Raw genomic sequence first — 23,510 nt, forward strand, 5'->3', positions numbered from 1 at the left:
GCCGGCGGCGGGTCGTCGGTCAGTGCAGTGGATCGCGCCCGTCGTCGTCGGTGGTCCGGTCGGGGACCTCCTCGACGTCGCCGCGCGCCCGGGGATCATGGTCGACGATCTCGTCGACGTCCTCGGTCGCCACGCCGCCCGGTTCCGCATTCAGCGACTCCATGGCGCGCTGGGTGGCGTGTCGCGGCGGACGCTCGTCGTCGACGTGGGTGAGCGCCGCCGGCAACGGGGTCGCGGCTCCGGGCACCTTCGGCACCGGTGTGGTGGGCAGGTCGCGCCGCAGGCCGAACCGCCGCCCGAGCTGGCGCGCCCACCTCGGTCCGCGCCCCATGGCGCCCTCGACGAGCGGACCCTCGACCTCGAGCCCGTAGTACTCGCCGATCTGGTCGACGAACTGCGCGCGCCGGGCGAGCTCGTAGGCGCGACGCTCGCGGCTGAACGCGATGATCGTCGACCAGCAGATGAGCAGCATGACCACGCTGAACGGCAGGGCGATGATGATCGCCGCCGTCTGCAGCGCCCGGAGGCCGCCGGTGAGCAGCAGCGAGATGGCGAGCAGGGCGGTGGTCAGGGTGAAGAAGGTGCGGACCCACTTGCGCGGGTTGATCTGCCCGCCGGTCGCGAGCATGCCCATGACGAGGGCGCCGGAGTCGGACGACGTCACGAAGAAGATCGTGATGAGGAGGATGACCCCGAACGTCAGCACGGTGGATGCCGGGAAGAAGTCGAGCAGGGCGAACAGCGTGCCCTCGACGTCGACCGCGCCGTCGGCCCCGACGAGGCTGCCCGGGTCGGTGAGCTCGAGGTAGAGCGCGGAGCCGCCGAGCACGCTGAACCAGAGGATGCCGATCAGCGTCGGCACGATGATCACGCCCGCGACGAACTGCCGGACGGTGCGGCCGCGGGAGATGCGCGCGATGAAGATCCCGACGAAGGGCGCCCACGAGATCCACCAGCCCCAGTAGAACGACGTCCACGACGCCTGCCACGACTCGCCGTCGGCGCCCTGGAAGGCGCTGACGTTGAACGAGAGGCCGATGAAGTTCTGGATGTACGCGCCGATGGACTGCACGAACTCGCGCAGCAGGAACTCGGTCTGCCCGAAGACCAGCATGAACAGCACGAGGATGCCGGCCAGCACGAGGTTCGTCGACGACAGCCACTTCATGCCGCGGGTGACGCCCGAGAGCACGGACGCGAGCACGAAGACCGTGATGACGAGGATGATGACCACCTGCGTCGTCTCGTTCGGCTCGGCGATGCCCGCGGCGTCGAGGCCGGCGCTGATCTGCAGCACGCCGAGGCCGAGCGAGGTGGCCACGCCGAACAGCGTGCCGGCGAGGGCCACGACGTCGATCACGTTGCCCCATGCGCCGCGCACGCGCCGTCCGAGCAGCGGCTCGAGCGTCCAGCGGATCGAGATCGGGCGCTTGCGCCGGTGGATCGCGTAGGCGAGCCCGAGCCCGACGACGACGTAGATCGACCAGGCGTGGATGCCCCAGTGCAGGTAGGTCTGGCTGAGGGCGGACTGGGCGAGCTGTTCGGGCGTGCCCGCGACGCCGGGCCGCGGCGAGACGAAGTGGCTGAGCGGCTCGCTGGCGCCGTAGAAGACGAGCCCGATGCCCATGCCCGCGGCGAAGAGCAGCGAGAACCATGCGCCGAGCGAGAACTCCGGCTTCTCGTCGTCCTCCCCGAGGCGGATGTCGCCGAAGCGACTGAACCCGACGAAGAGGCTGAACGCGACGAAGAACGCGGCGATCAGCACGTAGTACCAGTTGAACGCGTTGACGATCGACGCCTGCACCGCGCCGAAGAACGCCTCGGCGAGGTGCGGCGCCAGCAGGGCGAACGCGCTGAACGCGAGCACGACGATCGCGGCGGGCCAGAACACCCAGCGTTCGATGCTCGTCTTCGGCAGTCGCAGCCGTCGGCGGTCGTCCGGATCGGTGGGCATGGTCGTCGGCGTCCCGTCCATGCTCCTTCACGATACGCCCCCGGGGATAGGCTCGGACGAGACATCCGCCCGGAAGGACCACCTGATGCAGACCCGCGTTCTCGGCCGGACCGGCCGCACCGTCTCGGCCATCGGCCTCGGCACCTGGCAGCTCGGGGCCGACTGGGGCGAGGTCGACGAGGGCGACGCCCTCGCCGTGCTCGACGCGTCGCACGGGGCCGGAGTCACGGTGTTCGACACCGCCGACGTCTACGGCGACGGGCGGTCCGAGTCGCTCATCGGTCGCTGGCTCGCGGCGAACCCGGGCGCCGGCGTCACCGTCGCGACGAAGATGGGCCGACGGATGCCGCAGGAGCACGGCAACTACGTGCTCGAGCACTTCCGCGCCTGGACGGACCGGTCGCGGCGCAACCTCGGGGTCGACACCCTCGACCTCGTGCAGCTGCACTGCCCGCCGACCTCGGTGTTCTCGGACGATGCGGTGTACGACGCGCTGGACACGCTGGTGGCCGAGGGTGCGATCGCCGCGTACGGCGTGAGCGTCGAGCGCGTCGACGAGGCGCTGGCGGCCATCGCCCGGCCGAACGTCGCGACGGTGCAGATCATCCTCAACGCGTTCCGGCTGAAGCCCGTCGACGAGGTGCTCCCGGTGGCGCGCCAGTACGGCGTGGGCATCATCGCGCGCGTCCCGCTCGCGAGCGGGCTCCTCTCGGGCCGCTACACGCTCGAGACGCAGTTCGCGGCGGACGACCACCGCAGCTACAACCGGCACGGCGAGGCGTTCGACGTCGGCGAGACGTTCTCGGGCGTCGACTACCCGACGGGCGTCCGCGCGGCGGCCGAGTTCGTCGAACTCGCCCGTCAGGCGGCACCGGCTGCCACGCCGGCGCAGGTCGCCCTCGCCTGGGTCGCCGGCCAGGAGGGCGTGTCGACCGTGATCCCCGGTGCACGCAATCCCGAGCAGGCGCGGGCGAACGCGGCCGCGGGGTCGCTCGAGCTGCCGGACTCGTTCGACGCGGCGGTGCGCGACCTGTACGACCGCGAGATCCGCGCCTCGGTGCACCACCGCTGGTGACCGGCCGGGGCGCCGTGGACCGGCGGCCCGGTTCGGCCCGGAGGCTCGACGCGGACCCCGTCGTCGCGTCCGCGGGCGGTGACGCGTGATCGACATCCTGACGGGGTTCGCGGTCATCGCGGTCGCGGTGCTCGTCGGCTGGGTCGCGGCTCGCACGGGCGTGGTGGGACCGGAGGCGCGGCCCGTGCTGGCGCGGCTGAACTTCAGCATCCTCGGTCCGTTCCTGCTCTTCTCGGTGCTCTCGACGGCCGACGTGCACGCCCTGTTCTCCGCGCTCCTGCCGGTGTCCGCGCTCGCCGCGGTCTCGGTGATGCTGGTGTTCGCGATCGTCTCGTCGGCGATCCTGCGTCGCGGGGTGCCCCGCACCACGGTCGGCGCCCTCGCGAGCGGGTACGTCAACGGCAACAACATCGGCATCCCGATCGCGCTCTACCTGCTCGGCGATGCCGCCTACTCGGCGCCGATCGTGCTGCTGCAGCTGCTCCTCTTCGCGCCCGTCGCGCTCGCGGTGCTCGGCGCGACCGTCGAGGGCCGGACGTCGGTCGGCGCGATCCTCCGCTCGACGTTCACGAACCCGATCATCATCGGCTCGCTGCTCGGCGTGCTGGTCTCCGTCTCGGGCGTCGAGCTGCCGCCGATCGTGATGGACCCCATCGAGCTGGTCGGCCACGCGGCCGTGCCGCTCATGCTCATCGCCTACGGGATCTCGTTGCACGGCCAGCGGATGTTCGAACCGGGGTCGGGCCTGCGCGACGTGGTGCTGGCGTCGACCCTGAAGCTCGCCGCGATGCCCCTCGTCGCGTGGGCGCTGGGCGCGTTCGTGTTCGGCCTGTCGGGCCGCGACCTGTACGCGGTCACGGTGCTTGCGGCGCTGCCGACCGCGCAGAACGTGTTCGTGTTCGCCCAGCGCTACCAGACCGCCGAGCTGGTGGCCCGGGACACGGTGTTCCTCACGACGGTCGGATCGGTGCCGGTGCTGCTGCTGGTCTCGGTGCTGCTGGGCTGATCGCGGCACCGCTGCCTCGCCGCTCGCCGCTCGCCGCGGTTCCCCCGTGACGGCCGGACGCGGCAGGATGGTCGCACGCACTTCAGGCGAGGAGACCCGAATGCCCTTCCTGCGCGAGGACGGCGCCCCGCTCGACGAGCTCCCGCTGGCCCAGCGGCCGGCCGACGGCTACCGGTTCGCGCTGCGCGCACCGGTCGTCTACGTCGACGACCCGAGCGGCCGCCGCTACCGGGCGCCCGCAGCGGGGGAGGCGCCGCCGCCGTCGGGCATCACCGACCTGGCGTCGGTGCCGACTCCGCTCTGGGGGCTCATCGCGAGCTACGGTCGGCAGTCCGCGCCCGCGGTGCTCCACGACGCGCAGTCGCTGAGTGCGGCGGCGCTCGGCGATCGCGACGCCGCACTGGCGCAGCGCCGTGAGGACGACGACGTGTTCCACCGGGCGCTGCGCGAGCAGGGGGTTCCCGTGCTCCGCGCCCGCCTGATGTGGGCGTGGGTGTCGGCCGACCGCGAGCGCACCTACGGCGGATGGCGTGGGTGGCTCCTGCTCGCGCAGGTCGCGCTCGGCGTGGTCGCGATCGTGGCGTCGATCGTGCTCGCGATCCTCGCGGGCCCGGCGTGGCTGCTGCTGCTCCCCGTGCCCGCGCTCGCCGCGCTCGCCTGGGGCGGGCTGGCCCGGCTCGTCGTCGCACTCACGTACCCGCTCGCCCTGCTCGGTCCGGTGCTCGCGGTGCAGCTGCTCGCGGTCGGGGTGTTCCGGCTCGTCGAGGCCGTGGTCGAGCTCCTCGCCGGGGGGAACGTGCGCTCGGTCGTGCGCCCGACCGTCGCGCCCGAGCCGGACGAGCGCGCCGGCTGACACGGCACCCGCGCGGCCGGAGGGACGTGCCGGCTCCAATGATCGTCGGCGCGCTTGACAACCGGTTGCCAAACCTGCACACTTGACGACATGCCGACGACGACATCACTGGGCGAGGACCGACTGTTCCCGGCCGAACCGCACACCAGGGAGCTGGCCCGCGAGCTCTACGCGGGCATCGCCGAGGCGCCGATCCTCTCTCCCCACGGGCACGTCGACCCCGCGCTCCTCGCGACGGACCGCCCGTTCGCGGACCCGACCGACCTGCTCGTGACCCACGATCACTACGTGACTCGGCTGCTCGTGGCATCCGGTTGCCAATTTGCCGAGCTCGGGCTCGATCCGGTCCGCCCTGCCGACCCGCGGGAGGTGTGGCGCCGCCTCGCCGCCCACTGGCACCGATTCGCCGGCACCGCGTCGGCCTACTGGATCCGCCACGAGCTCGCCGAGCTGTTCGGCGTCGACGAGGATCTCGCGCCCGAGAACGCCGACCGCATCTACGACCGCATCGCCGTGACGCTCGCCGAGCCGGCGTTCACGCCGCGCGAGCTGTTCCGGCGCTTCCGGATCGAGGTGCTCGCCACGACCGACGACCCCCTCGACGACCTCGCCGCTCACCGCGCCCTCGCAGCCGACCCGGCCTTCCCGGGGCGGGTGCTGCCGACGTTCCGGCCGGACGCGTACCTCGACCCCGAGGCCGACGGCTTCACCGATCGCGTCCAGCGCCTGCTCGCCGAGTCGGGCCGGTCGACCGGGTTCGCGGGCTACCTCGCCGCGCTGTCCGGGCGTCGCGCCCACTTCGTCGAGCACGGCGCGGTCTCCGCCGACCACGGCGTGCTCGAGCCGGCGGCCCTCGACCTCGACCCGGCGGAGGCCGAGCGCCTCTTCGCCGCGGCGATCGCCGGCCGGCTCGACCCCGCCGGTGCGCGGGCGTTCCGGGCGCACATGCTCTTCCAGATGGCGCGCATGAGCGTCGAGGACGGGCTCGTGATGACGGTGCACCCCGGCGTCCGCCGCAACCACCACACCGAGACCTTCCGCGCCTACGGCCCCGACCGCGGCCACGACATCCCCGTGCGCACCGAGTACACCGAGAACCTGCGACCGCTGCTCGAGCGCTTCGGCATGGAGCCCGGGTTCCACCTCGTGCTGTTCGCCGTCGACGAGACGGTCTACTCGCGCGAGCTCGCCCCGCTCGCGGGCTTCTACCCGAGCGTGTACGTGGGCGCCCCGTGGTGGTTCCTCGACGCCCCGGACGCGATCCTGCGCTTCCGCTCCGCCGTCACCGAGACCGCCGGCTTCTACCGCACGAGCGGGTTCATCGACGACACCCGCGCCTTCCTCTCGATCCCCGCCCGCCACGACGCGGCCCGCCGGACCGACGCGGCCTTCCTCGGGCGCCTCGTCGCCGAGGGCCGCGTGGCGTTGCCGACCGCCCATCGCATCGCGGCCGACCTCGTCGACGCGATCCCGCGGGAGGTGTTCAAGCTGTGAACGTCGCGACCGACACGGCACGGCGCGCGACGGCAGCGGCCCCCCGGCTCGCTCGCGGCGGCGCACCGCGCCCACCCGTGCGCATCATCCACCTCGGCATCGGGCACTTCTTCCGCGCGCACCAGGCCTGGTACACCGCGCATGCCGCCGACGGGGCCGACTGGGGCATCGCCGCCTTCACCGGTCGCAGCACTGCCCTGGCCGACGCGCTCGAGGACCAGGACGGCCTGTTCACCCTGGTCGAGCGCGACGCCGACGGCGACCGGCTCGAGGTCGTCTCCAGCATCGCGGAGGCACGCCCGGGCAGCGACGTCGTCCGCCTCGCCGAGCTCGCCGCAGACCCGCGCGTCGCCGTGATCACGCTCACCGTGACCGAGAGCGGCTACCGCCTCCGGCCGGACGGGACGCCGGACCCCGACGACGCGCCGCTCGCCGCCGACGTGGTGGAGCTGCGGTCGGACGCCGTGCCGCGGTCGCCGCAGACCGCGGTCGGCCGACTGCTCCTCGCCCTCGATGCCCGGCGGCTCGCCGGCGCCGGACCGATCGCGGTCGTCTCGTGCGACAACATCCCCGGCAACGGCACGTTCCTGCGGGCCGGAGCGCTCGCGATCGCCGAGCAGGTCGATCCCGCCCTGGCGGAGTGGATGCGCGACGCGGTCTCCTTCGTCAGCACCTCGGTCGACCGCATCACCCCGCACGTGGCCGTCGACCCGGCCGAACTCGAGGCCGCCGGCTGGTCCGACGCGGCCCCGGTCGTCACCGAGCCGTTCGCCGACTGGGTGCTCGAGGGAGGGTTCCCTGCCGGCCGACCGCAGTGGGAGGCCGGCGGCGCCCGGTTCGTCGACGACATCGAACCCTGGGAGCACCGCAAGCTCTGGCTCCTCAACGGCGCCCACAGCCTGCTCGCCTTCGCCGGGCTCGTCCGCGGCATCGAGACGGTCGCCGAGGCGACCGCGGATCCCGCGTGCCGCATCGCCGTCGAGGCGTTCTGGGCCGAGGCCGTCGACGTGCTCCCGGCAGGCGTCGAGCACGTCCGGTACCGCGAACGGCTGCTCGAGCGCTTCGAGAACCCGCGGATCGAGCACCGGCTCGCCCAGATCGCCGCCGAGGCGACCGTGAAGGTGCAGTTCCGCTTCGCGGCGGTCGCCGAGCGCACGCTCGCCGCCGGTCGGATGCCCGAGGAGAGCGCCCGTGCGATCGCCGCCTGGATCGACTGGGTGCTCGCGCACGGCGGCCGTCCGGAGGCCCCGGACGCACGAGGCGAGGAGGTCGCCCGTGCCGCGGCATCCGCCGACCCGACCGCGGCCCTCGTCGCCCTCGTGTCCGCGCCGCTCGCGGCATCCCCGGCCTTCCTCGATCTGGTGCGTGCCGCACGCACCGAACCATCCGACTCCGAGACGGCGCACGCCGCGCCGCTCGCCTGAACCCCGATCGCGCACCGACGCGCAGAAAGCAGGACCACCCCATGCTGAAGCCCAAGGCCACCGCCACCCGCGAGCTCGTCTCGCTGAACGGCCTGTGGAAGTTCGCCGTCGACACCGGCGACCTCGCCGAGCCGTGGGCGGGCCCGCTCACGACGACGCTCGAAGCGCCCGTTCCCGCCAGCTACAACGACCTGTTCACCGACAGCGCGATCCGCGACCACGTCGGGTGGGCCTGGTACCAGCGCACCGTTCGCGTGCCGCGCGGCTGGGCGGGCGAGCGGGTGTTCATCCGCCTCGACGCGGCCACGCACGAGGGCGTCGTGTACGTCGACGACGTCGAGGTCGTCCGGCACGAGGGCGGGTACCTGCCGTTCGAGGCCGACATCACAGAGCACGTCGCACCCGGGGCCGAGTTCCGGCTCACCGTCGGCGTGAACAACGTGCTCACGCCCGACACGATCCCGCCCGGCCTCGTCAAGGAGCTGCCGGGAGGTCGGAAGCAGCAGGGCTACATGCACGACTTCTACAACTACGCCGGCCTCCATCGCTCGGTGCAGCTCTACAGCGCGCCCGCGACGCGGGTGACGGATGTCACGGTCGTGACCGACGTCGACGGAGCCACCGGCCTGGTGCGCTACGCCGTCGAGACGTCCGGCGACGCCGAGGCGCGGGTGACGCTGCGCGACGAGCAGGGGGAGGTCGCGGCGACCGCCACCGGGGCCGAGGGTGTGCTCGAGGTGGCCGACGTGCACCTGTGGCAGCCGGGCGCCGCCTACCTCTACGACCTCTCCATCGAGCTGGTCGACGGCGACGGCGACGGCGACGGCGACGTCGTCGTCGACGAGTACTCGCTGCACGTGGGCGTCCGCACCGTCGAGGTGCGGGAGGACCGGTTCCTCATCAACGGCGAGCCGTTCTACTTCACCGGCTTCGGCAAGCACGAGGACTCCGCCGTGCGCGGCAAGGGCCACGACGACGCCTACCTCGTGCACGACTTCGAGCTCATCGACTGGATCGGCGCCAACTCGTTCCGCACCTCGCACTACCCGTACGCCGAAGAGGTCATGGACTACGCCGACCGCCATGGCATCGTCGTGATCGACGAGACCGCCGCCGTGGGCCTGAACAGCCGCATCTCGGGCGGCATCGCCGACCTCATGTCCGCATTCGGCGGGGGCGGCGGCGAGGAGGGCTTCGGGCCGAAGATGGCCGAGGCGCACCGCCGCGAGATCCGCGAGCTCATCGCCCGAGACAAGAACCACCCGTCGGTCGTCATGTGGTCGATCGCGAACGAGCCCGACACGATGGCCGAGGGCACCGATGTCTACTTCGAGCCGCTGTTCGACTACGCGCGCGAGCTCGACCCGACCCGGCCCGTGACGTTCGTCAACGTCATGATGGCGCCGCCGGACGTCTGCCGCGTCTCGAAGTTCGCCGACGTGCTCTGCCTCAACCGCTACTACGGCTGGTACGTCGACACCGGCGACCTCGCGACCGCGGAGGTCCACCTCGAGGCCGAGCTCCGCGGCTGGGAGCAGATGTACGGCAAGCCCATGATCATGACCGAGTACGGCGCCGACACGATCCCCGGCCTGCACTCCGTCTGGGACCAGCCGTGGACCGAGGAGTTCCAGGCGAACCTGCTCGACATGTACCACCGCGTGTTCGACCGCGTCGACGCGATGGTCGGCGAGCAGGTGTGGAACTTCGCCGACTTCCAGACCTCCGTCGGCATCTTCCGCGTCGACGGCAACAAGAAGGGCGTCTTCAGCCGCGACCGGCGGCCGAAGGCCGTCGCGCACTCGCTGCGCGCGCGCTGGACCGCCCTCCGCGACGGCCGAACGGCCTGATCCCGCCCGGACCGGCGGCCCCGCCGCCGGTCCGGCTCCCACCGCACCCTGCACGACCCACGCACCAGCCAGAATCCGCACTCGCATGCACCACCACCGATCGGCAAAGGAGCCACGGATGACCACCACCGAACGCGCCCAGGAGGGCGCGGCCACCACGCCGCAGCAGCTGCCCAAGCTGCCGAGGATCAGCTATCTCGGGTACGGCGCGGGCGACATGGCGAACAACCTCTCGTTCACCCTGGCGTCGATGTTCCTGCTCGTGTACTACACGGACGTCGCGGGCCTCTCCGCGGCAGCGGTCGGAACGCTGTTCCTCGTGCTGCGCATCTTCGACGCGTTCACCGACCTCATCGCGGGCCGCCTGGTCGACAGGACGTACACCAAGCGGTGGGGCAAGTTCCGCCCGTACATCCTCTTCGGCTCGGTCCCGCTGCTCCTCCTCTCGATCGCGACCTTCCACGTGCCGCAGATCGGCGAGACGGGCATGCTGCTGTACGCGTACCTCACGTATGGGCTCCTCGGCATCGCCTACACCCTGGTGAACATCCCCTACGGCTCGCTCGCCGCCGCGATGACCCAGGTGCCCGCGGAGCGCGCGCGACTCGCGACCTTCCGGACGATGGGCGCCGCGATCACGGGCGCCGTCCTCGGCGCGGTCATCTCGCCCCTGCTCTCGCCCGAGAACGACCTGCAGCGCATCTTCACCACGGTGACCATCGCGTTCTTCTTCGTCGGCGTCGCGCTCTACGTCTTCACGTTCTTCACGACCAAGGAGCGCGTGTTCCGCGCCGTTCCGCGGGTCAGCATGCGGCAGTCGCTCGCGACCCTCAAGGGCAACCGACCGCTGCTCATGCTCTGCATCAGCTCGCTGCTCCTGCTCTCCGGCATGATCTCGTCGACGACGGCGAACATCTACCTGATGCGCGACGTCTTCGATGCGCTCTACCTCGTGCCGATCATCTCGCTCGCACAGCTCGCGCTGATCTTCGTCATCGCGCCGTTCGTGCCCATGGTGGTGCGCCGCTTCGGCAAGCGCCGCGCCTACATCGCCGGTGCGATCGTCGGCGCGGCCGGGGCCACGGTCGTCTTCCTGGCGCCGAACGCATGGGTCGCGCTGGGCGGCAGCTTCATCCAGCTGCCCGGGATCATGTTCGTCTCGATGCTCATCTGGGCGCTCGAGGCCGACACCGTCGAGTACGGCGAGTGGAAGACGGGGGTGCGCACCGAGGGCATCACCTACGCGGTGTTCTCGTTCACCCGGAAGGCCGGACAGGCGGTCGGCGGCGCGCTCGCGGCGTACGCGATCGGCATCGGCGGCTACGCCGTCGGCACGGAGGTCGTCGGGACGTCGGCCGAGTGGGGCATCCGCATCGGCGCCGCGCTCATCCCCGCGATCTGCGTCCTCGGCGCCGGCCTCATCATGCTCTTCTATCCGCTGACGGACGAGGTCCACGCCGAACTGGTCGCCGAGATCGCGCAGAAGCGCTCCGAGGAGCTGGGCGAGACCGTCACCCCCGCCGACGTCGACGACCAGGTGTCGCTCTCCACCGCGGCCTTCTCGTCCGACGAGGTCCCGCGCACTCCGAGGCGCATCCGCAGGTAATCGTGCGGGCCGGGCGCGCCGGGACGCGCGCCCGCCCCGCCACTCACAGGAGGTACCCCATGATCATCGACAAGGCAGAGGTCGTCGTCACCAGCCCCGACCGCAACTTCGTGACGTTGAAGCTCACGACCGACGAGGGGCACACCGGCCTCGGCGACGCCACGCTCAACGGCCGCGAGCTCGCGGTGGTGAGCTACCTGCGCGACCACGTCGTGCCGCTGCTCATCGGGCGAGACGCGAGCCGGATCGAGGACACGTGGCAGTTCCTCTACCGGGGCGCCTACTGGCGTCGCGGCCCGGTCACGATGGCCGCGATCGCCGCGGTCGACATGGCGCTGTGGGACATCAAGGGCAAGGCCGCCGGCATGCCGGTGTACCAGCTGCTCGGCGGCGCCAGCCGGAACGGCCTGATGGCATACGGCCACGCCTCCGGCAAGACGAACGAGGAGCTCTTCGACTCGATCCGCCAACACCAGGAGCAGGGCTACCGTTCGATCCGGGTGCAGACCGGCGTCCCGGGGCTCAAGGCGATCTACGGCATCGCGTCGCAGTCCGCCGACGCGGGCGGCGGCGAGGCCCGCTACGACCACGAGCCCGCGCGCCGTGGCGCCCTGCCGACCGAGGAGGACTGGGACACGCGCGCCTACCTCCGGCACATCCCCGGCGTGTTCGAGGCGGTCCGCAACGAGTTCGGGCCGGAGCTTCCGCTGCTGCACGACGCGCACCACCGGCTGACGCCGATCCAGGCCGCGAAGCTCGGGAAGTCCCTCGAGCCCTACGACCTGTTCTGGCTCGAGGACTGCACGCCGGCCGAGAACCAGGAGGCGCTCCGGCTCGTGCGCCAGCACACGACGACGCCGCTCGCGATCGGCGAGATCTTCAACACGGTGTGGGACTATCAGCAGGTCATCCGGGAGCAGCTCATCGACTACGTGCGTTCCGCCGTCACCCACACGGGCGGCATCACCCACCTGAAGAAGGTGCTGGACTACGCGAGCCAGTACCAGATCAAGTCGGGCATGCACGGGCCGACGGACGTCTCGCCGGTCGGCATGGCCGCCGCGATGCACCTCGGGCTCGCCATCCACAACTTCGGCATCCAGGAGTACATGCAGCACGGCTCACGCACGAACGAGGTCTTCCAGCAGTCGTTCACGTGGAACGACGGCTACCTGCACCCCGGCGACCAGGCCGGCCTCGGTGTCGAGCTGGACCTCGACGAGGCGGGGAGGTACCCGTACGAGCAGGCCTACCTGCCGTTCAACCGACTCGCCGACGGAACGGTGCACGACTGGTGAACGCGGGCCACCCAACGACCGGCGGTGCGGACGACGACGGGGTCGTCCGGGCCGTCGGTCCCGTCGTCGTGATGGGCGTGTCGGCGTCCGGCAAGTCCACGGTCGGCCACGCGCTGGCGGACCGGCTCGGCGTGCCGTTCGTCGACGGCGACGCGCTCCATCCCGCCGCGAACGTCGAGAAGATGCGAGCCGGCATCGCCCTGGACGACGACGACCGCGCGCCATGGCTCGATCGCGTGGGCGAGACCCTCGCCGAGGGGTCGGAATCCGAGGCCGCCGGGATCGTCGTCGCCTGCTCGGCGCTGCGGCGGGCGTACCGCGACCGGATCCTGCGCGCGGCGCCGGGCACTCGGTTCGTGCACCTCGACGTCGATGAGGCCGCCCTGGCGGAACGGGCGTCCACCCGCGAGGGCCACTTCATGCCGCCCTCGCTGCTCGCCTCGCAGCTCGCCGCGCTCGAGCGTCTCGACGAGGACGAGCCGGGGATCGCGGTCGACGCCGATGCGCCGGTCGACGCGACGGTCGACGCCGCCGTGGCGTGGCTCACCGCGTGACATCCGGCCGATACGATCGCGGGATGCGAGCGGAGGCGACGTGAACGACCGGGAGGACGCGAACGGCGCACGTCGCCGTCCCCGTGGCGCCGCGACCATCTACGACGTCGCCGAGCTGGCGGGGGTCAATCCGTCGACCGTGTCGCGCGCGCTCGGCAAGCCCGGGCGCGTGAGCCGGGCCACCGAGGAACGCGTCCGTGCGGCCGCCGAGCGGCTGCAGTTCCGGATGAACCCGATGGCGCGGGCGCTGCCGACCGGCCGGACCAACACCATCGCGCTGCTGGTGGCCGACATCACCAACCCGGTCATCTTCGGCATCGTTCGCGGCGCCGAGCAGGCGGCGAGCGCTGCGGGCTACACGCTCGTCGTAGCGGAGTCGCAGGAGTCCGGCGAGGCGGAGGGCACGGTCGTCGACCGGCTGATGCCCGGCGTCGACGGCATCGTGCTCGCCACGACCCGACTGCCGTCGGAGCGCATCGCCGCCATCGCGGGGCGCACCCCCGTGGTCCTGATCAACCGCGCCGTCGAGGGCGTGTCGAGCGTGCTGCCCGATATCGCGACGGGCGTGCGCGAACTGGTGGGGCACCTCACGGAGCTGGGGCACCGCTCCCTCGCCTACCTCTCGGGACCGGCGACGTCGTGGGTCAGCGAGCGTCGATGGGAGGCGCTCCTCGATGAGGCGGAACGTCGCGACCTCGGGCTCGTCGAGATCGGCCCGAACCCGCCCACGATCGACGGCGGGGTCGCCGCGTACCGCCGCGCGCTCGCGTCGCGTGCCACGGCGGTGCTCGCCTTCAACGACCTCATGGCGATCGGGTTCATGCAGGAGGCGTCGCGCAACGGCGTCGTCGTGCCCGATGCGGTGAGCGTCGCCGGCTTCGACGACATCTTCGGCAGCGAGCTCATCTCGCCGGCACTGACGACGGTGCGGGCCCCGCTGGTGCTGGCCGGCGAACTCGCGGTGGAGCGGCTGCTCCGTCGCATCGACGGCCAGGAGGCGGATGCCGCGGGGGAGCAGCTCCTCGGTACGGAGCTCGTCGTGCGCGGGTCGACCGCGCCTCCGGTCGGCTGACCGGCCTCCGAGTTCTGCCGTGTTCAGGGTTTCCCCTGATGCCCGGCCGGCTGGGCGTCCGTAGCGTTGCCAGTGGTCGCGCACCGCGGGCATGCAGGGGGAACTGTCTCCGCAGGTGCCGACCGGAGAGCCGGCCGCGCTGGAACCCGACCCGAACGGGGAGCGCGGGCCGGCTCCCCCCTTGTCCGGGCGGTGCCGGGCCCGCGCGGCCGAGTCGGATCAGCGCCGGCGCCACCGCAGGCGGCCGTGCGCGCGGAGCAGTTGCGGCACCACCAGGTAGACGGCGAGCGGCACGACGAGCAGCGTGAGGACGAGCGCGCGCAGCACCGGGTGCCACGGCTCGACGAGCGGCCCGAGCAGCATCATCCCGATCGAGACGAGCGGGAAGATCGCGAGCCAGGTGATCACGGCGCGGACGTGCACCGACGGCGGCGCCGCCGGAGCCACGGTCGCGGGCGCGGCGACGGACGCGGGCGCGGCGACGGACGCGGGCGCGGCGGTCGTGGCATCCGGCGTGCCGGATGCGGCCGGGGCGGGCGCGGCGAGGGTGTGCGTGTTCGAGGTCATGCGACGGCCTTCCAGATAAAAACCAACTGGTTGGTTGTAACTTCAGCATGTCGTCGGAAATTCCGCAACCACCCAGTTGGAATCCGTAGGATGTCGGCATGGCCTGGGACACCGACCGCACGAAGCGGCTCCTGCTCGACGCCGCGACGGAGGAGTTCAGCCGCCACGGTCTCGCCGGTGCCCGCGTCGACCGCATCGCGGCATCCGCAGGGGTGAACAAGGAGCGCATCTACCAGTACTTCGGCAAGAAGGACGAGTTGTTCGCGACCGTCCTGGCCACGCGGCTGCGCGACCTCATCGACGAGGTGCCCATGCTCGGCACCGGTCCCGAGGCGGTCGGCGACTACGCCGGGCGCCTGTTCACGCACCACCTCGCCGATGAGACCATCCCGCGCCTCATCTTCTGGGAGGGCCTCGAGCTCGGCGACGACGCGGTCGCCGACGCGCGCAAGGAGTACCACGAGGCGAAGATCGCGACGTTCCAGGCGATGCTGCCCGGCATCGACCGCGACGCCGCGGGCGAGCTGCTGCTGTCGATCGTCAGCCTCGTCAACGCGTGGCCCGTGATCGCGCAGCTCGACCGCCAGTTCGTGACCGGGGCCGATCGCACCGCGGCCGACCCGGGCGCCGACCGTCCGACGCGTATCGCCGGCCGCCGCGCCGTGCTCGAGCGCAGCGCGGTCGCGCTCGCGGAGGCGGCGCTGGCGGATGCCGCAGCCCACGCCGCGACGGGCGACCGGGCGCCGGCTCGCGCGAGCGCGTCCGGCGACGATGCGGCAGACTCGGACGGATGACCCCCACGCTCCCCGAGGCGGCGCCGCGCCCCTACGACGCCGACGCGATGTACGACGCCTTCGTCGACTGGGCGGCCGGGCGCGGGTTCGCGCTCTACCCCGCGCAGGAGGAGGCGGTCATCGAGCTCGTCTCCGGCGCGAACGTGATCCTCTCGACGCCCACCGGCACGGGCAAGTCCCTCGTCGCGGTCGCGGCGCACGCGGCATCCGTCGCCCGCACCGCCGCCGACCGCGAGGCGGGCCGGCCCTGGGGGCGCACCTACTACACGGCGCCGATCAAGGCGCTCGTGAGCGAGAAGTTCTTCCAGCTCGTCGAGATCTTCGGCGCCCAGAACGTGGGCATGGTCACGGGTGACAGCTCGGTCAACGCCGACGCGCCCATCATCTGCTGCACGGCCGAGATCCTCGCGAACCTCGCCCTGCGGCAGGGGGCGGATGCCGCGGTCGACCAGGTCGTCATGGACGAGTTCCACTACTACGGCGACCCCGACCGCGGCTGGGCCTGGCAGGTGCCGCTCATCACGCTGCCGCACGCCCAGTTCGTGCTCATGTCGGCCACGCTCGGCGACGTGACCGCGATCGCCGACGACCTGACCCGTCGCACCGGCCGCGAGACCGCGCGCGTGACCGGCGTCGAGCGCCCCGTGCCGCTGCACTTCTCGTACGCGAAGACGCCCGTGCAGGAGACCGTGGAGGACCTCCTCGAGACGAGGCAGGCGCCCGTCTACATCGTGCACTTCTCGCAGGCCGCGGCGATGGAGCGCGCCCAGGCGCTCTCGTCGATCCGGGTCGTCACGCGCGAGCAGCGCGACGAGATCGCCGAGGCGATCGGCGGCTTCCGCTTCACGACCGGGTTCGGCAAGATCCTCTCGCGCCTGGTCCGCGCGGGCATCGGCGTGCACCACGCGGGCATGCTGCCCCGATACCGGCGGCTGGTCGAGACGCTCGCCCAGCGCGGCCTGCTGCGCGTCATCTGCGGCACCGACACGCTCGGCGTCGGCATCAACGTGCCCATCCGGTCGGTGCTCATCACCGCGCTCTCCAAGTACGACGGGCAGCGGATGCGGCAGCTCTCGGCGCGCGAGTTCCACCAGATCGCGGGGCGCGCGGGCCGTGCCGGCTACGACACCGCCGGCACCGTCGTCGTGCTCGCCCCCGACCACGAGATCGAGAACGAGACCGCGATCCGCAAGGCGGGCGATGACCCGAAGAAGCTGAAGAAGATCGTCCGCAAGAAGCCGCAGGCCGGGTTCGTCACGTGGGGCGAAGGGTCGTTCGACCGCCTCGTCGACGCGGAGCCCGAGCCGCTCGTGCCGCAGCTGACGCTCTCGGCGGCCATGCTCATCAACGTGATCGGGCGCGGCGGCGACGCCGTCGGCGGCATCCGTTCGCTCGTCTTCGACAACCACGAGCCGCGCGCCCGCCGCTACGAGCTGGCGCGGCGCGCGCTCGGGATCCTCCGGACGCTGCGCGACGCCGACGTCGTCGAGCTCCTCGAGGCGCCGGGCGCCGCACTCGGCGTCGAGTTGCGGCTCATGGTCGACCTGCAGCCGAACTTCGCGCTGAACCAGCCGCTGTCGCCGTTCGCGCTCGCCGCGATCGAGCTGCTCGATCCGAAGACGAGCGAGCAGGGGACGGGCCACTACTCCCTCGACGTGGTGTCGATCATCGAGTCGACGCTCGACGACCCGCGCCCGATCCTGTCGCAGCAGCAGTACAAGGCCCGCGGCGAGGCCGTCGCCGCGATGAAGGCGGACGGCATCGAGTACGACGAGCGGATGGCGCTGCTCGAGGAGGTCACCTGGCCGAAGCCGCTCGACGAGCTGCTCGCGCACGCGTTCGAGACGTTCGCGTCGAGCCAGCCGTGGGTGCGCGACTTCGAGCTCAGCCCCAAGGCGGTCGTGCGCGACATGTTCGAGCGGAGCATGTCGTTCGGCGAGTACGTCTCGTACTACCAGCTGCAGCGCAGCGAGGGCCTCGTGCTGCGCTACCTCTCCGACGCGTTCCGCGCGATCCGGCAGACGGTGCCCGACGAGCACAAGGACGAGGAGCTGCTCGACCTCATCGAGTGGCTCGGCGAGCTCGTGCGCCAGGTCGACTCGAGCCTCGTCGACGAGTGGGCCGAGCTCGTCGACCCGAGCGCGCACCTGCCCGAGGACGAGGCGCCCGTCGTGCCGCCGGCACCGCCGTCGGTCGTCACGAACCGCCGTGCGTTCACCGTGCTGGTGCGCAACGAGCTGTTCCGCCGGGTGCAGCTCGCCGCGCTCGAGCGCGACGAGGAGCTCGCCGAGCTCGACCCCGACGTCGGCTGGCCCGACGTGCTCGACCGGTACTACGCCGAGCACGACGACATCCTCACGGGCGGCCCGGCGCGGTCGCCGCGGCTGGTCACGATCGACGAGACGGATGGCGGGGCCGGCACCTGGCGCGTCGAGCAGGTGATCGACGATCCCGCGGGCCACCACGACTGGCGGATCCGCGGCGAGGTCGACCTCGTCGCGTCGGCGGAGGAGGGCACCGCCGTCGTCAGGATCGGCGAGGTCGTCCGGCTCTGACGGCCGTCGTCGGCGGCGGCGCCCGTCCGCTACGCGATCGCCAGCAGCCCGGCCGCGGCGAGGGCCAGCACGAGCCCGGCCCACTGCACGGGTGCGATGCGCTCACGGAGCACGATCGCGGCCAGCAGGATGGTGCCGGCCGGGTACATGGCACCGAGGACGGCGGCCACGGCGAGGTCGCCCGCGCGGATGCCGAGCAGGAGCAGCACGTTCGCGGTCGCGTCGACGAGGCCGCACGCGGTCGCGAGGGCGACGCCGGTGCGGACGCCGTCCCGAGGCCGTGTCGTCGGCGATCCGGACCGTCTCACCCGGGCGGCGACCATGGCGACGCCGACGGCGCCGAACAGCACGATCGCGGAGACGACGCGGTTCGCGACGAGCGGCACGACGCCCGACTCGTCCGCGGTGTGCGAGATGGCGATGTAGTAGCCGCCGATCGCGAGGCCCGAGCCGACCGCGAGGAGGATCCCGCGCAGGCTCGGGCGGACGGCGCCGCGTTCGGGGACGAAGCCGACCAGCACCACGGCCACGAGGGCGAGGCCGAGGCCCCAGACGCCGAGCGGTCCGAAGCGCTCCGCGCCCACGAGGGTGCCCCAGAGCATGGGCGTGATCGCCGACATGAGCGCGGTGAGGGGCGACAGTATGCTCATCGGGCCGATCGCGAGGCACGCGTAGAGCAGCGCGATCGCGACGGCGCCGATGACGCCGGAGACGGCACCCCAGCCGAGATCGGCGAGCGTCCACTCGCCGCCGAGCAGTGGGAGCGCCGCGAGCATGAGCAGGAGCCCGGCGACCGCCGCGATCGCGGTGGCGAGCAGCGTTCCGACCCGTCGAGCCGCGAGCCCGCCGAGGAAGTCCGCGGCGCCGTACACGATCGCGCCGGAGAGCGAGAGGGCCGCGGTCAGCATCGGCGATCAGCCTAGCCGCGGGCCGTCCGCATGCTCATGTGAGCGAATCGCGGTGCTCATATGAGCAAAATCGCTCGATCTGGTTGAACGACACGTGACGAGTGGGTCGAGGCCCTTCCGATGGCCGCGACCGGACCATAGGCTGCGGAGCAGTGCCCGCCTGGAACCCGAGGTGAGCACGTGCGACGCCGGGGGAGCGCATGGCCGGTCTCCCGCATCCGTCTTGCAGAGGAGATCACGCAATGCAGCAACGTTCCCCCGGCGCGGACCCGCGCGCCACGTCCCATCGTCGGTCGCGCGGTCGCGCGGCGGCCGGCGCCCTCGCGGGCGCCACGGCCGTGGCCCTGGCACTCGGCGGCGTCGCGTCCGCACAGGCGATCCCGCCGGACGGGCTCCCGCCGCAGGCGAAGGCCAAGGCGTTCGTCGACATCAACCTCGCCACCGTGAACGACTTCCACGGCCGCATCGAGGAGAACGGCGCGGCCGCCGGCATCGCGCGCCTCTCGACGGCCGTCAACGAGTTGCGCGCCGAGAACCCGAACACCGTCTTCGCGGCCGCGGGCGACCTGATCGGCGCGTCGACGTTCACGTCGTTCATCCAGCAGGACGAGCCCACGATCATCGCCTTCAACGAGGCCGGCCTCGACGTCAGCTCGGTCGGCAACCACGAGTTCGACAAGGGCATGTCCGACCTCACCGACCGCGTCATGCCGCTCGCCGACTGGGAGTACCTCGGCGCGAACATCTACGACAAGGGCACCTCGGACCCGGCGCTCCCCGAGTACTGGGTCAAGGAGTTCGACGGCGTCCGCATCGGATTCGTCGGCGCGGTGACCGACGAGCTCCCGTCGCTTGTGAGCCCCGCGGGCATCGCGAGCATCGACGTCGGCGCGCCGGTCGACGCGGCGAACCGCGTCGCCGACCAGCTCAGCGACGGCGACGAGGGGAACGGCGAGGCCGACATCGTCGTGCTGCTCGTGCACGAGGGCGCCGCGACCACGAGCGTCGAGTCCGCCACCGACCCGAACTCGCGGTTCGGGCAGATCGTGCTCGGCGCCGACGACAACATCGACGCCATCGTCTCGGGCCACACGCACCTCGCCTACAACCACGTGATCGACGGTCGCCCCGTCATCTCGAGCGGCCAGTACGGCGAGAAGTTCTCGAACATGGAGATCACGTACAACGTCAAGAGCGGCAAGATCGCCCGGATGAAGAACACGATCTACGACATGTCGGTCGTCACGAACAACGTGCGCGAGTACTTCTACGCGCCCGACCCCGCCATCGTGCCGATCGTCGCCGAGGCGACCGCGGTCGCGAAGGAGCTCGGCAGCGTCGTGCTCGGCGACGCGAGCGCGAACTTCGGCCGCGCGGTGACCGTCGATCCGGCGACCGTGACCTCGTTCCCCGAGAATCGCGGAGGCGAGTCGGTGCTCGGCAACTTCGTCGCCGACGTGCAGGAGTGGGCGCTCAACGTCGACGGCACGCGCGACGTGCAGATCACCTTCATGAACCCGGGCGGCCTGCGCGCCGACCTGGCGTCGGGCGAGGTGACCTACGCCGAGGCCGCGGCCGTGCAGCCGTTCGCCAACACGCTCGTGTCGATGGACCTCACCGGCGCGCAGATCAAGTCGGTGCTCGAGGAGCAGTGGCAGCCGTCCGGCGCCAGCCGCCCGTTCCTCAAGCTCGGCGTCAACGAGGAGTTCACGTACACGTACGACCCGACCGCCGCGGCCGGCTCGCACATCACCGACATGTGGCTCGACGGCGTGGCGATCGACCCCGCCGCGACCTACTCGGTCGGCGTGAACTCGTTCCTCGCCTCGGGCGGTGACAACTTCGCCACCCTCGCGGACGGGCTGAACAAGGCCGACAGCGGCAAGATCGACCTCGAGTCGATGGTCGACTGGTTCGACACGTTCGGCACCGCGACGCCCGACCTGAAGCAGCGCGCCGTCGGCGTGCACCTGCCCGGCGGCACGTCGGTCTCGGCGGGCGCCTCGGTGACCGTCGACCTCTCGTCGCTCGACTTCTCGCGCGACGAGCCCGACGCCGACATCGCGGTCGTCTCCCACGAGGGCGTCGATCTCGGCAGCTCGCCGATCGACACCTCGTTCTTCGCGGATCCGCTCGAGCGGCCGTACGACGAGATCGGCCGTGCGAGTGTCACCTTCTCGGTCCCGGCGGGCGCCAGCGGCCCGACGACCTTCGTCGTCACCGTGCCCTCCACCGGCACCACCAGCTGGTTCACGCTCGACGTGAGCTGAGCCGGCGCGACGAGGACGGCCCCGGGCGCGATGCCCGGGGCCGTTCCCGTGCCCGGCGGCCGGTTAGGCTGGTCGGGTGAGTTCCCGGGGTGCACGCGTGGCGCGCGGCGCGGCCATCGCCGCCTTCGCGGTGCTCGCGGCATCCCTCGCCCACACCGTCGGCGGTGGGCGCCCGCCCGGCATGCTCGCCATCGTCCTCGCCCTGGCGTTCGGCACTCCGATCGCGATGGTCCTCGTCGGCCGCCGGACCACTCGGCTGCGCGCGGCGGCGGCCGCGTTGGCAGCGCAGGTCCTGCTGCACGTGCTCTACGCGCTCGGGTCCCCGACGACCGGCGTCGCCGGGGCGGTCGATCCGCACGCGCTGCACGCGGGCGGCACCATCCCGCTCGACCTCTTCGTCGCGGTCGACCACGGTCACGCCGGCATGCCGGTCGCCCACGTCGTGGCGGCCGCGCTGACGCTGGCGTTCCTCAGTGCGCTCGACCGCTCGGCGGCGCTCGTGGCCGCCGTGGCGGCGGCGCTGGCCCACGGCATCCGGTTCCTCGGCCGCGTGCTGGGCGATGCGCCGGCGCCGGTCCCAGCCGTCGCCCGTCCCGTCGAGCGACGCGACGGAACGCCCGACCTCGGCATCCGCCTCCTCTCCTCGCTCCGGCACCGGGGTCCCCCGGCGGCGCTCGTCGCCGCCTGACGGCCACGACCCCGAACCGTTCGCGCCGACGTCACGAACCACTGCCCGAATCCGGCAGCGCGTCCGCGCACCCGAGCAGAAGAGAACCCATGCGATCCATCACCCGTACCACCACCGCCGCCGCCGCGACCGCCCTCGGCGCCGGCACCCTCCTCGCCCTGGCCGCCCCGCTCGCGGCGCAGGCGCACGTCGTCGTGAACCCGAGCGCCACCGCGGCCGGCTCGTACGCCGTGCTCGAGTTCGCCTCCGGCCACGGCTGCGACGGCTCGTCCACCGTCTCGTACACGGTCGACGTGCCCGAATCGATCCTGTCGGTCACGCCCACGCTCAAGTCGGGCTGGACGGTCGAGAAGGTCATGGTCGACCTGGCCGAGCCAGTCGAGGGCGCCCACGGCGACGTCGTCGCCGAGCGCGTCGGCCAGGTCGTCTACACGGCCGGGACCCCGCAGCCCGACGGCTACCGCGAGACGTTCTCGATGCAGGTGCTCCTCCCCGAGGACGCCGCGGGCGAGACCCTCGAGTTCCCGGTGCTCCAGACCTGCGAGCAGGGCTCGACCGAGTGGAACGAGTCCGCGGCGGCGGACGGCTCCGAGCCCGAGCACCCCGCGCCGGCGATCGCCGTCACCGAGGCGACGGGCGACGCGCACGCGCACGGCGACGCCGCCGAGGGCGACGAGCACGCGGACGAGCACGGCGACGAGCACACCGAGCAGGCCGAGGCCACGGCGTCGACCGAGGGCACGGTCGACGTCGTCGGTCGCGTGCTCGGCATCACGGGCCTCGCGGTCGGCGCCGCAGGACTCGTGGTCGCGATCGCGGCGACGCGCCGGAAGGGGGCCTGAGCCGTGGCACCCCGACACCTCCCCGTCGCCGCCGGCGCCCTGCTCGCCGCGGCCGCCGTGATCGCCGGGCCGGCCGTGCCCGCCTTCGCGCACAACACCGTCATCGCGATCTCGCCCGACGACGGCGACACCGTGACCGCCCAGCCGGGCACGGTGTCGCTCGAGACCAACGACGCCCTGCTCGACGCCGACGGCGCGGGTGCGATGGACGTCATCGGCCCCGACGGGCGCCACTACGCGATCGAGTGCCCGACCATCACGGGCCCGGTCGCGAGCGTGGCCGCCGACCTCGGTCCGGCGGGCGAGTACACCGTGGTGTGGCGGGTCGTCTCCGCCGACGGCCATCCGATCTCCGGCGACTTCTCGTTCGACTGGCAGCCGGCTGACGGCGAGGTGCTCGCCGAGGGCGCCGACGAGGCCGTGTGCGAGACCGCGGGCGGCTCGGACGCGGTCGGCCCGGGCGACGCGGTCGGCTCCGCCGACGACGAGGCGGATGCCGCGGGCGCGAGCGCCGCGACCGACCTGCTGTGGATCGGCGCCGGCGTGCTCGCGGTGCTCGTCGCCGCCGGGGTCGCCCTGCTGTTCGTGCGTCGCCGGCCCGAGGCGGCCGAGGCCCACGACGACGGCGAGGCGACCACCGGGTCCGACGGACCGCGCGGGCCGTCCGCCGAGGCCTAGGCAGCATCCGCTGCCGCCCGGC

The 23,510-nt window shown here is 72.3% G+C and carries 19 protein-coding genes; 16 read left to right on the forward strand and 3 right to left on the reverse strand.

The features are described from left to right. Positions 1-19 precede the first annotated feature (19 nt). A complete protein-coding gene (locus ABD230_RS10635; protein ID WP_344372994.1) occupies positions 20-1,954 on the reverse strand; it encodes a BCCT family transporter in 1,935 nt (644 codons plus the stop codon). A gap of 85 nt (positions 1,955-2,039) precedes the next feature. Here ABD230_RS10635 and ABD230_RS10640 point away from each other — a divergent pair, with 85 nt between their 5' ends. From ABD230_RS10640 to ABD230_RS10685, 10 genes are all read left to right on the forward strand, one after another. Then, positions 2,040-3,029, forward strand: coding sequence for an aldo/keto reductase (locus tag ABD230_RS10640; protein ID WP_344372997.1), 990 nt, complete (start codon positions 2,040-2,042; stop codon positions 3,027-3,029). A gap of 85 nt (positions 3,030-3,114) precedes the next feature. After that, positions 3,115-4,035 (forward strand): AEC family transporter, encoded by a 921-nt coding sequence (locus ABD230_RS10645; RefSeq protein WP_344373001.1) that lies wholly within the window; start codon positions 3,115-3,117, stop codon positions 4,033-4,035. A 100-nt stretch (positions 4,036-4,135) separates the two neighbouring features. Next, positions 4,136-4,888 (forward strand): DUF1353 domain-containing protein, encoded by a 753-nt coding sequence (locus ABD230_RS10650; RefSeq protein ID WP_344373004.1) that lies wholly within the window; start codon positions 4,136-4,138, stop codon positions 4,886-4,888. A 90-nt stretch (positions 4,889-4,978) separates the two neighbouring features. Next, a complete protein-coding gene (gene uxaC / locus ABD230_RS10655) occupies positions 4,979-6,382 on the forward strand; it encodes a glucuronate isomerase (RefSeq protein WP_344373007.1) in 1,404 nt (467 codons plus the stop codon). 77 nt (positions 6,383-6,459) lie between these two features. Next, entirely contained in the window at positions 6,460-7,806 is a 1,347-nt protein-coding gene (locus ABD230_RS10660; RefSeq protein WP_344373011.1) for a mannitol dehydrogenase family protein, read from the forward strand. 41 nt (positions 7,807-7,847) lie between these two features. Next, the gene (uidA, locus tag ABD230_RS10665) at positions 7,848-9,656 is read left to right on the forward strand and encodes a beta-glucuronidase (protein ID WP_344373014.1); all 1,809 of its coding nucleotides are present in this window, start codon (positions 7,848-7,850) and stop codon (positions 9,654-9,656) included. 118 nt (positions 9,657-9,774) lie between these two features. After that, the gene (gene uidB, locus ABD230_RS10670; protein ID WP_344373017.1) at positions 9,775-11,262 is read left to right on the forward strand and encodes a glucuronide transporter; all 1,488 of its coding nucleotides are present in this window, start codon (positions 9,775-9,777) and stop codon (positions 11,260-11,262) included. A 59-nt stretch (positions 11,263-11,321) separates the two neighbouring features. Next, complete coding sequence (gene manD / locus ABD230_RS10675; RefSeq protein WP_344373020.1) at positions 11,322-12,560, forward strand: D-mannonate dehydratase ManD; 1,239 nt, start codon at positions 11,322-11,324, stop codon at positions 12,558-12,560. Then, positions 12,557-13,114: a gluconokinase gene (locus ABD230_RS10680; RefSeq protein WP_344373023.1), complete on the forward strand. Its 558-nt coding sequence runs from the start codon at positions 12,557-12,559 to the stop codon at positions 13,112-13,114. The genes manD and ABD230_RS10680 overlap by 4 nt, the downstream gene beginning before the upstream one ends. A 40-nt stretch (positions 13,115-13,154) precedes the next feature. Continuing rightward, positions 13,155-14,186: a LacI family DNA-binding transcriptional regulator gene (locus tag ABD230_RS10685; protein ID WP_344373026.1), complete on the forward strand. Its 1,032-nt coding sequence runs from the start codon at positions 13,155-13,157 to the stop codon at positions 14,184-14,186. Between the two features lie 219 nt (positions 14,187-14,405). On the opposite strand, the gene ABD230_RS10690 is transcribed toward ABD230_RS10685, so the two are convergent. Next, entirely contained in the window at positions 14,406-14,753 is a 348-nt protein-coding gene (locus ABD230_RS10690; RefSeq protein ID WP_344373029.1) for a hypothetical protein, read from the reverse strand. A 98-nt stretch (positions 14,754-14,851) separates the two neighbouring features. Between ABD230_RS10690 and ABD230_RS10695 the strand changes: the two genes are divergently transcribed. Both ABD230_RS10695 and ABD230_RS10700 read left to right on the forward strand, forming a co-directional pair. Then, the gene (locus tag ABD230_RS10695; RefSeq protein WP_344373032.1) at positions 14,852-15,547 is read left to right on the forward strand and encodes a TetR/AcrR family transcriptional regulator; all 696 of its coding nucleotides are present in this window, start codon (positions 14,852-14,854) and stop codon (positions 15,545-15,547) included. Then, positions 15,544-18,102 carry a DEAD/DEAH box helicase gene (locus tag ABD230_RS10700; protein ID WP_344373037.1) on the forward strand — a complete coding sequence of 853 codons (2,559 nt, stop codon included), beginning with the start codon at positions 15,544-15,546 and terminating at the stop codon, positions 18,100-18,102. The genes ABD230_RS10695 and ABD230_RS10700 overlap by 4 nt, the downstream gene beginning before the upstream one ends. Before the next feature lie 29 nt (positions 18,103-18,131). Here the strand turns inward: ABD230_RS10700 and ABD230_RS10705 are convergent, their stop codons facing one another. Beyond that, positions 18,132-19,010 (reverse strand): EamA family transporter, encoded by an 879-nt coding sequence (locus tag ABD230_RS10705; RefSeq protein ID WP_344373040.1) that lies wholly within the window; start codon positions 19,008-19,010, stop codon positions 18,132-18,134. A gap of 242 nt (positions 19,011-19,252) precedes the next feature. Between ABD230_RS10705 and ABD230_RS10710 the strand changes: the two genes are divergently transcribed. From ABD230_RS10710 to ABD230_RS10725, 4 genes are all read left to right on the forward strand, one after another. After that, positions 19,253-21,280, forward strand: a complete 2,028-nt coding sequence (locus ABD230_RS10710) for a bifunctional metallophosphatase/5'-nucleotidase (protein ID WP_344373043.1) — start codon at positions 19,253-19,255, stop codon at positions 21,278-21,280. Between the two features lie 76 nt (positions 21,281-21,356). After that, a complete protein-coding gene (locus ABD230_RS10715; RefSeq protein WP_344373046.1) occupies positions 21,357-21,968 on the forward strand; it encodes a hypothetical protein in 612 nt (203 codons plus the stop codon). A gap of 89 nt (positions 21,969-22,057) precedes the next feature. After that, positions 22,058-22,810 carry a YcnI family copper-binding membrane protein gene (locus ABD230_RS10720; RefSeq protein WP_344373049.1) on the forward strand — a complete coding sequence of 251 codons (753 nt, stop codon included), beginning with the start codon at positions 22,058-22,060 and terminating at the stop codon, positions 22,808-22,810. Positions 22,811-22,813: 3 nt separating this feature from the next. After that, positions 22,814-23,488 carry a copper resistance CopC family protein gene (locus ABD230_RS10725; protein WP_344373052.1) on the forward strand — a complete coding sequence of 225 codons (675 nt, stop codon included), beginning with the start codon at positions 22,814-22,816 and terminating at the stop codon, positions 23,486-23,488. The last annotated feature ends 22 nt before the right edge of the window (positions 23,489-23,510 follow it).

It is taken from the genome of Agromyces tropicus, assembly GCF_039531345.1.
In the GTDB taxonomy this organism is placed as follows: Bacteria; Actinomycetota; Actinomycetes; order Actinomycetales; family Microbacteriaceae; genus Agromyces; species Agromyces tropicus.

What these genes read in the sequence shown, in the direction of transcription:
- ABD230_RS10710 (WP_344373043.1), top strand. Translation starts at nt 19,253, where the DNA reads ATGCAGCAACGTTCCCCCGGCGCGGACCCGCGCGCCACGTCCCATCGT.
- manD (WP_344373020.1), top strand. Translation starts at nt 11,322, where the DNA reads ATGATCATCGACAAGGCAGAGGTCGTCGTCACCAGCCCCGACCGCAAC.
- ABD230_RS10720 (WP_344373049.1), top strand. Translation starts at nt 22,058, where the DNA reads ATGCGATCCATCACCCGTACCACCACCGCCGCCGCCGCGACCGCCCTC.
- ABD230_RS10700 (WP_344373037.1), top strand. Translation starts at nt 15,544, where the DNA reads ATGACCCCCACGCTCCCCGAGGCGGCGCCGCGCCCCTACGACGCCGAC.
- uxaC (WP_344373007.1), top strand. Translation starts at nt 4,979, where the DNA reads ATGCCGACGACGACATCACTGGGCGAGGACCGACTGTTCCCGGCCGAA.
- ABD230_RS10640 (WP_344372997.1), top strand. Translation starts at nt 2,040, where the DNA reads ATGCAGACCCGCGTTCTCGGCCGGACCGGCCGCACCGTCTCGGCCATC.
- uidB (WP_344373017.1), top strand. Translation starts at nt 9,775, where the DNA reads ATGACCACCACCGAACGCGCCCAGGAGGGCGCGGCCACCACGCCGCAG.
- ABD230_RS10635 (WP_344372994.1), bottom strand. Translation starts at nt 1,954, where the DNA reads ATGCCCACCGATCCGGACGACCGCCGACGGCTGCGACTGCCGAAGACG.
- ABD230_RS10650 (WP_344373004.1), top strand. Translation starts at nt 4,136, where the DNA reads ATGCCCTTCCTGCGCGAGGACGGCGCCCCGCTCGACGAGCTCCCGCTG.
- uidA (WP_344373014.1), top strand. Translation starts at nt 7,848, where the DNA reads ATGCTGAAGCCCAAGGCCACCGCCACCCGCGAGCTCGTCTCGCTGAAC.
- ABD230_RS10705 (WP_344373040.1), bottom strand. Translation starts at nt 19,010, where the DNA reads ATGCTGACCGCGGCCCTCTCGCTCTCCGGCGCGATCGTGTACGGCGCC.
- ABD230_RS10690 (WP_344373029.1), bottom strand. Translation starts at nt 14,753, where the DNA reads ATGACCTCGAACACGCACACCCTCGCCGCGCCCGCCCCGGCCGCATCC.
- ABD230_RS10695 (WP_344373032.1), top strand. Translation starts at nt 14,852, where the DNA reads ATGGCCTGGGACACCGACCGCACGAAGCGGCTCCTGCTCGACGCCGCG.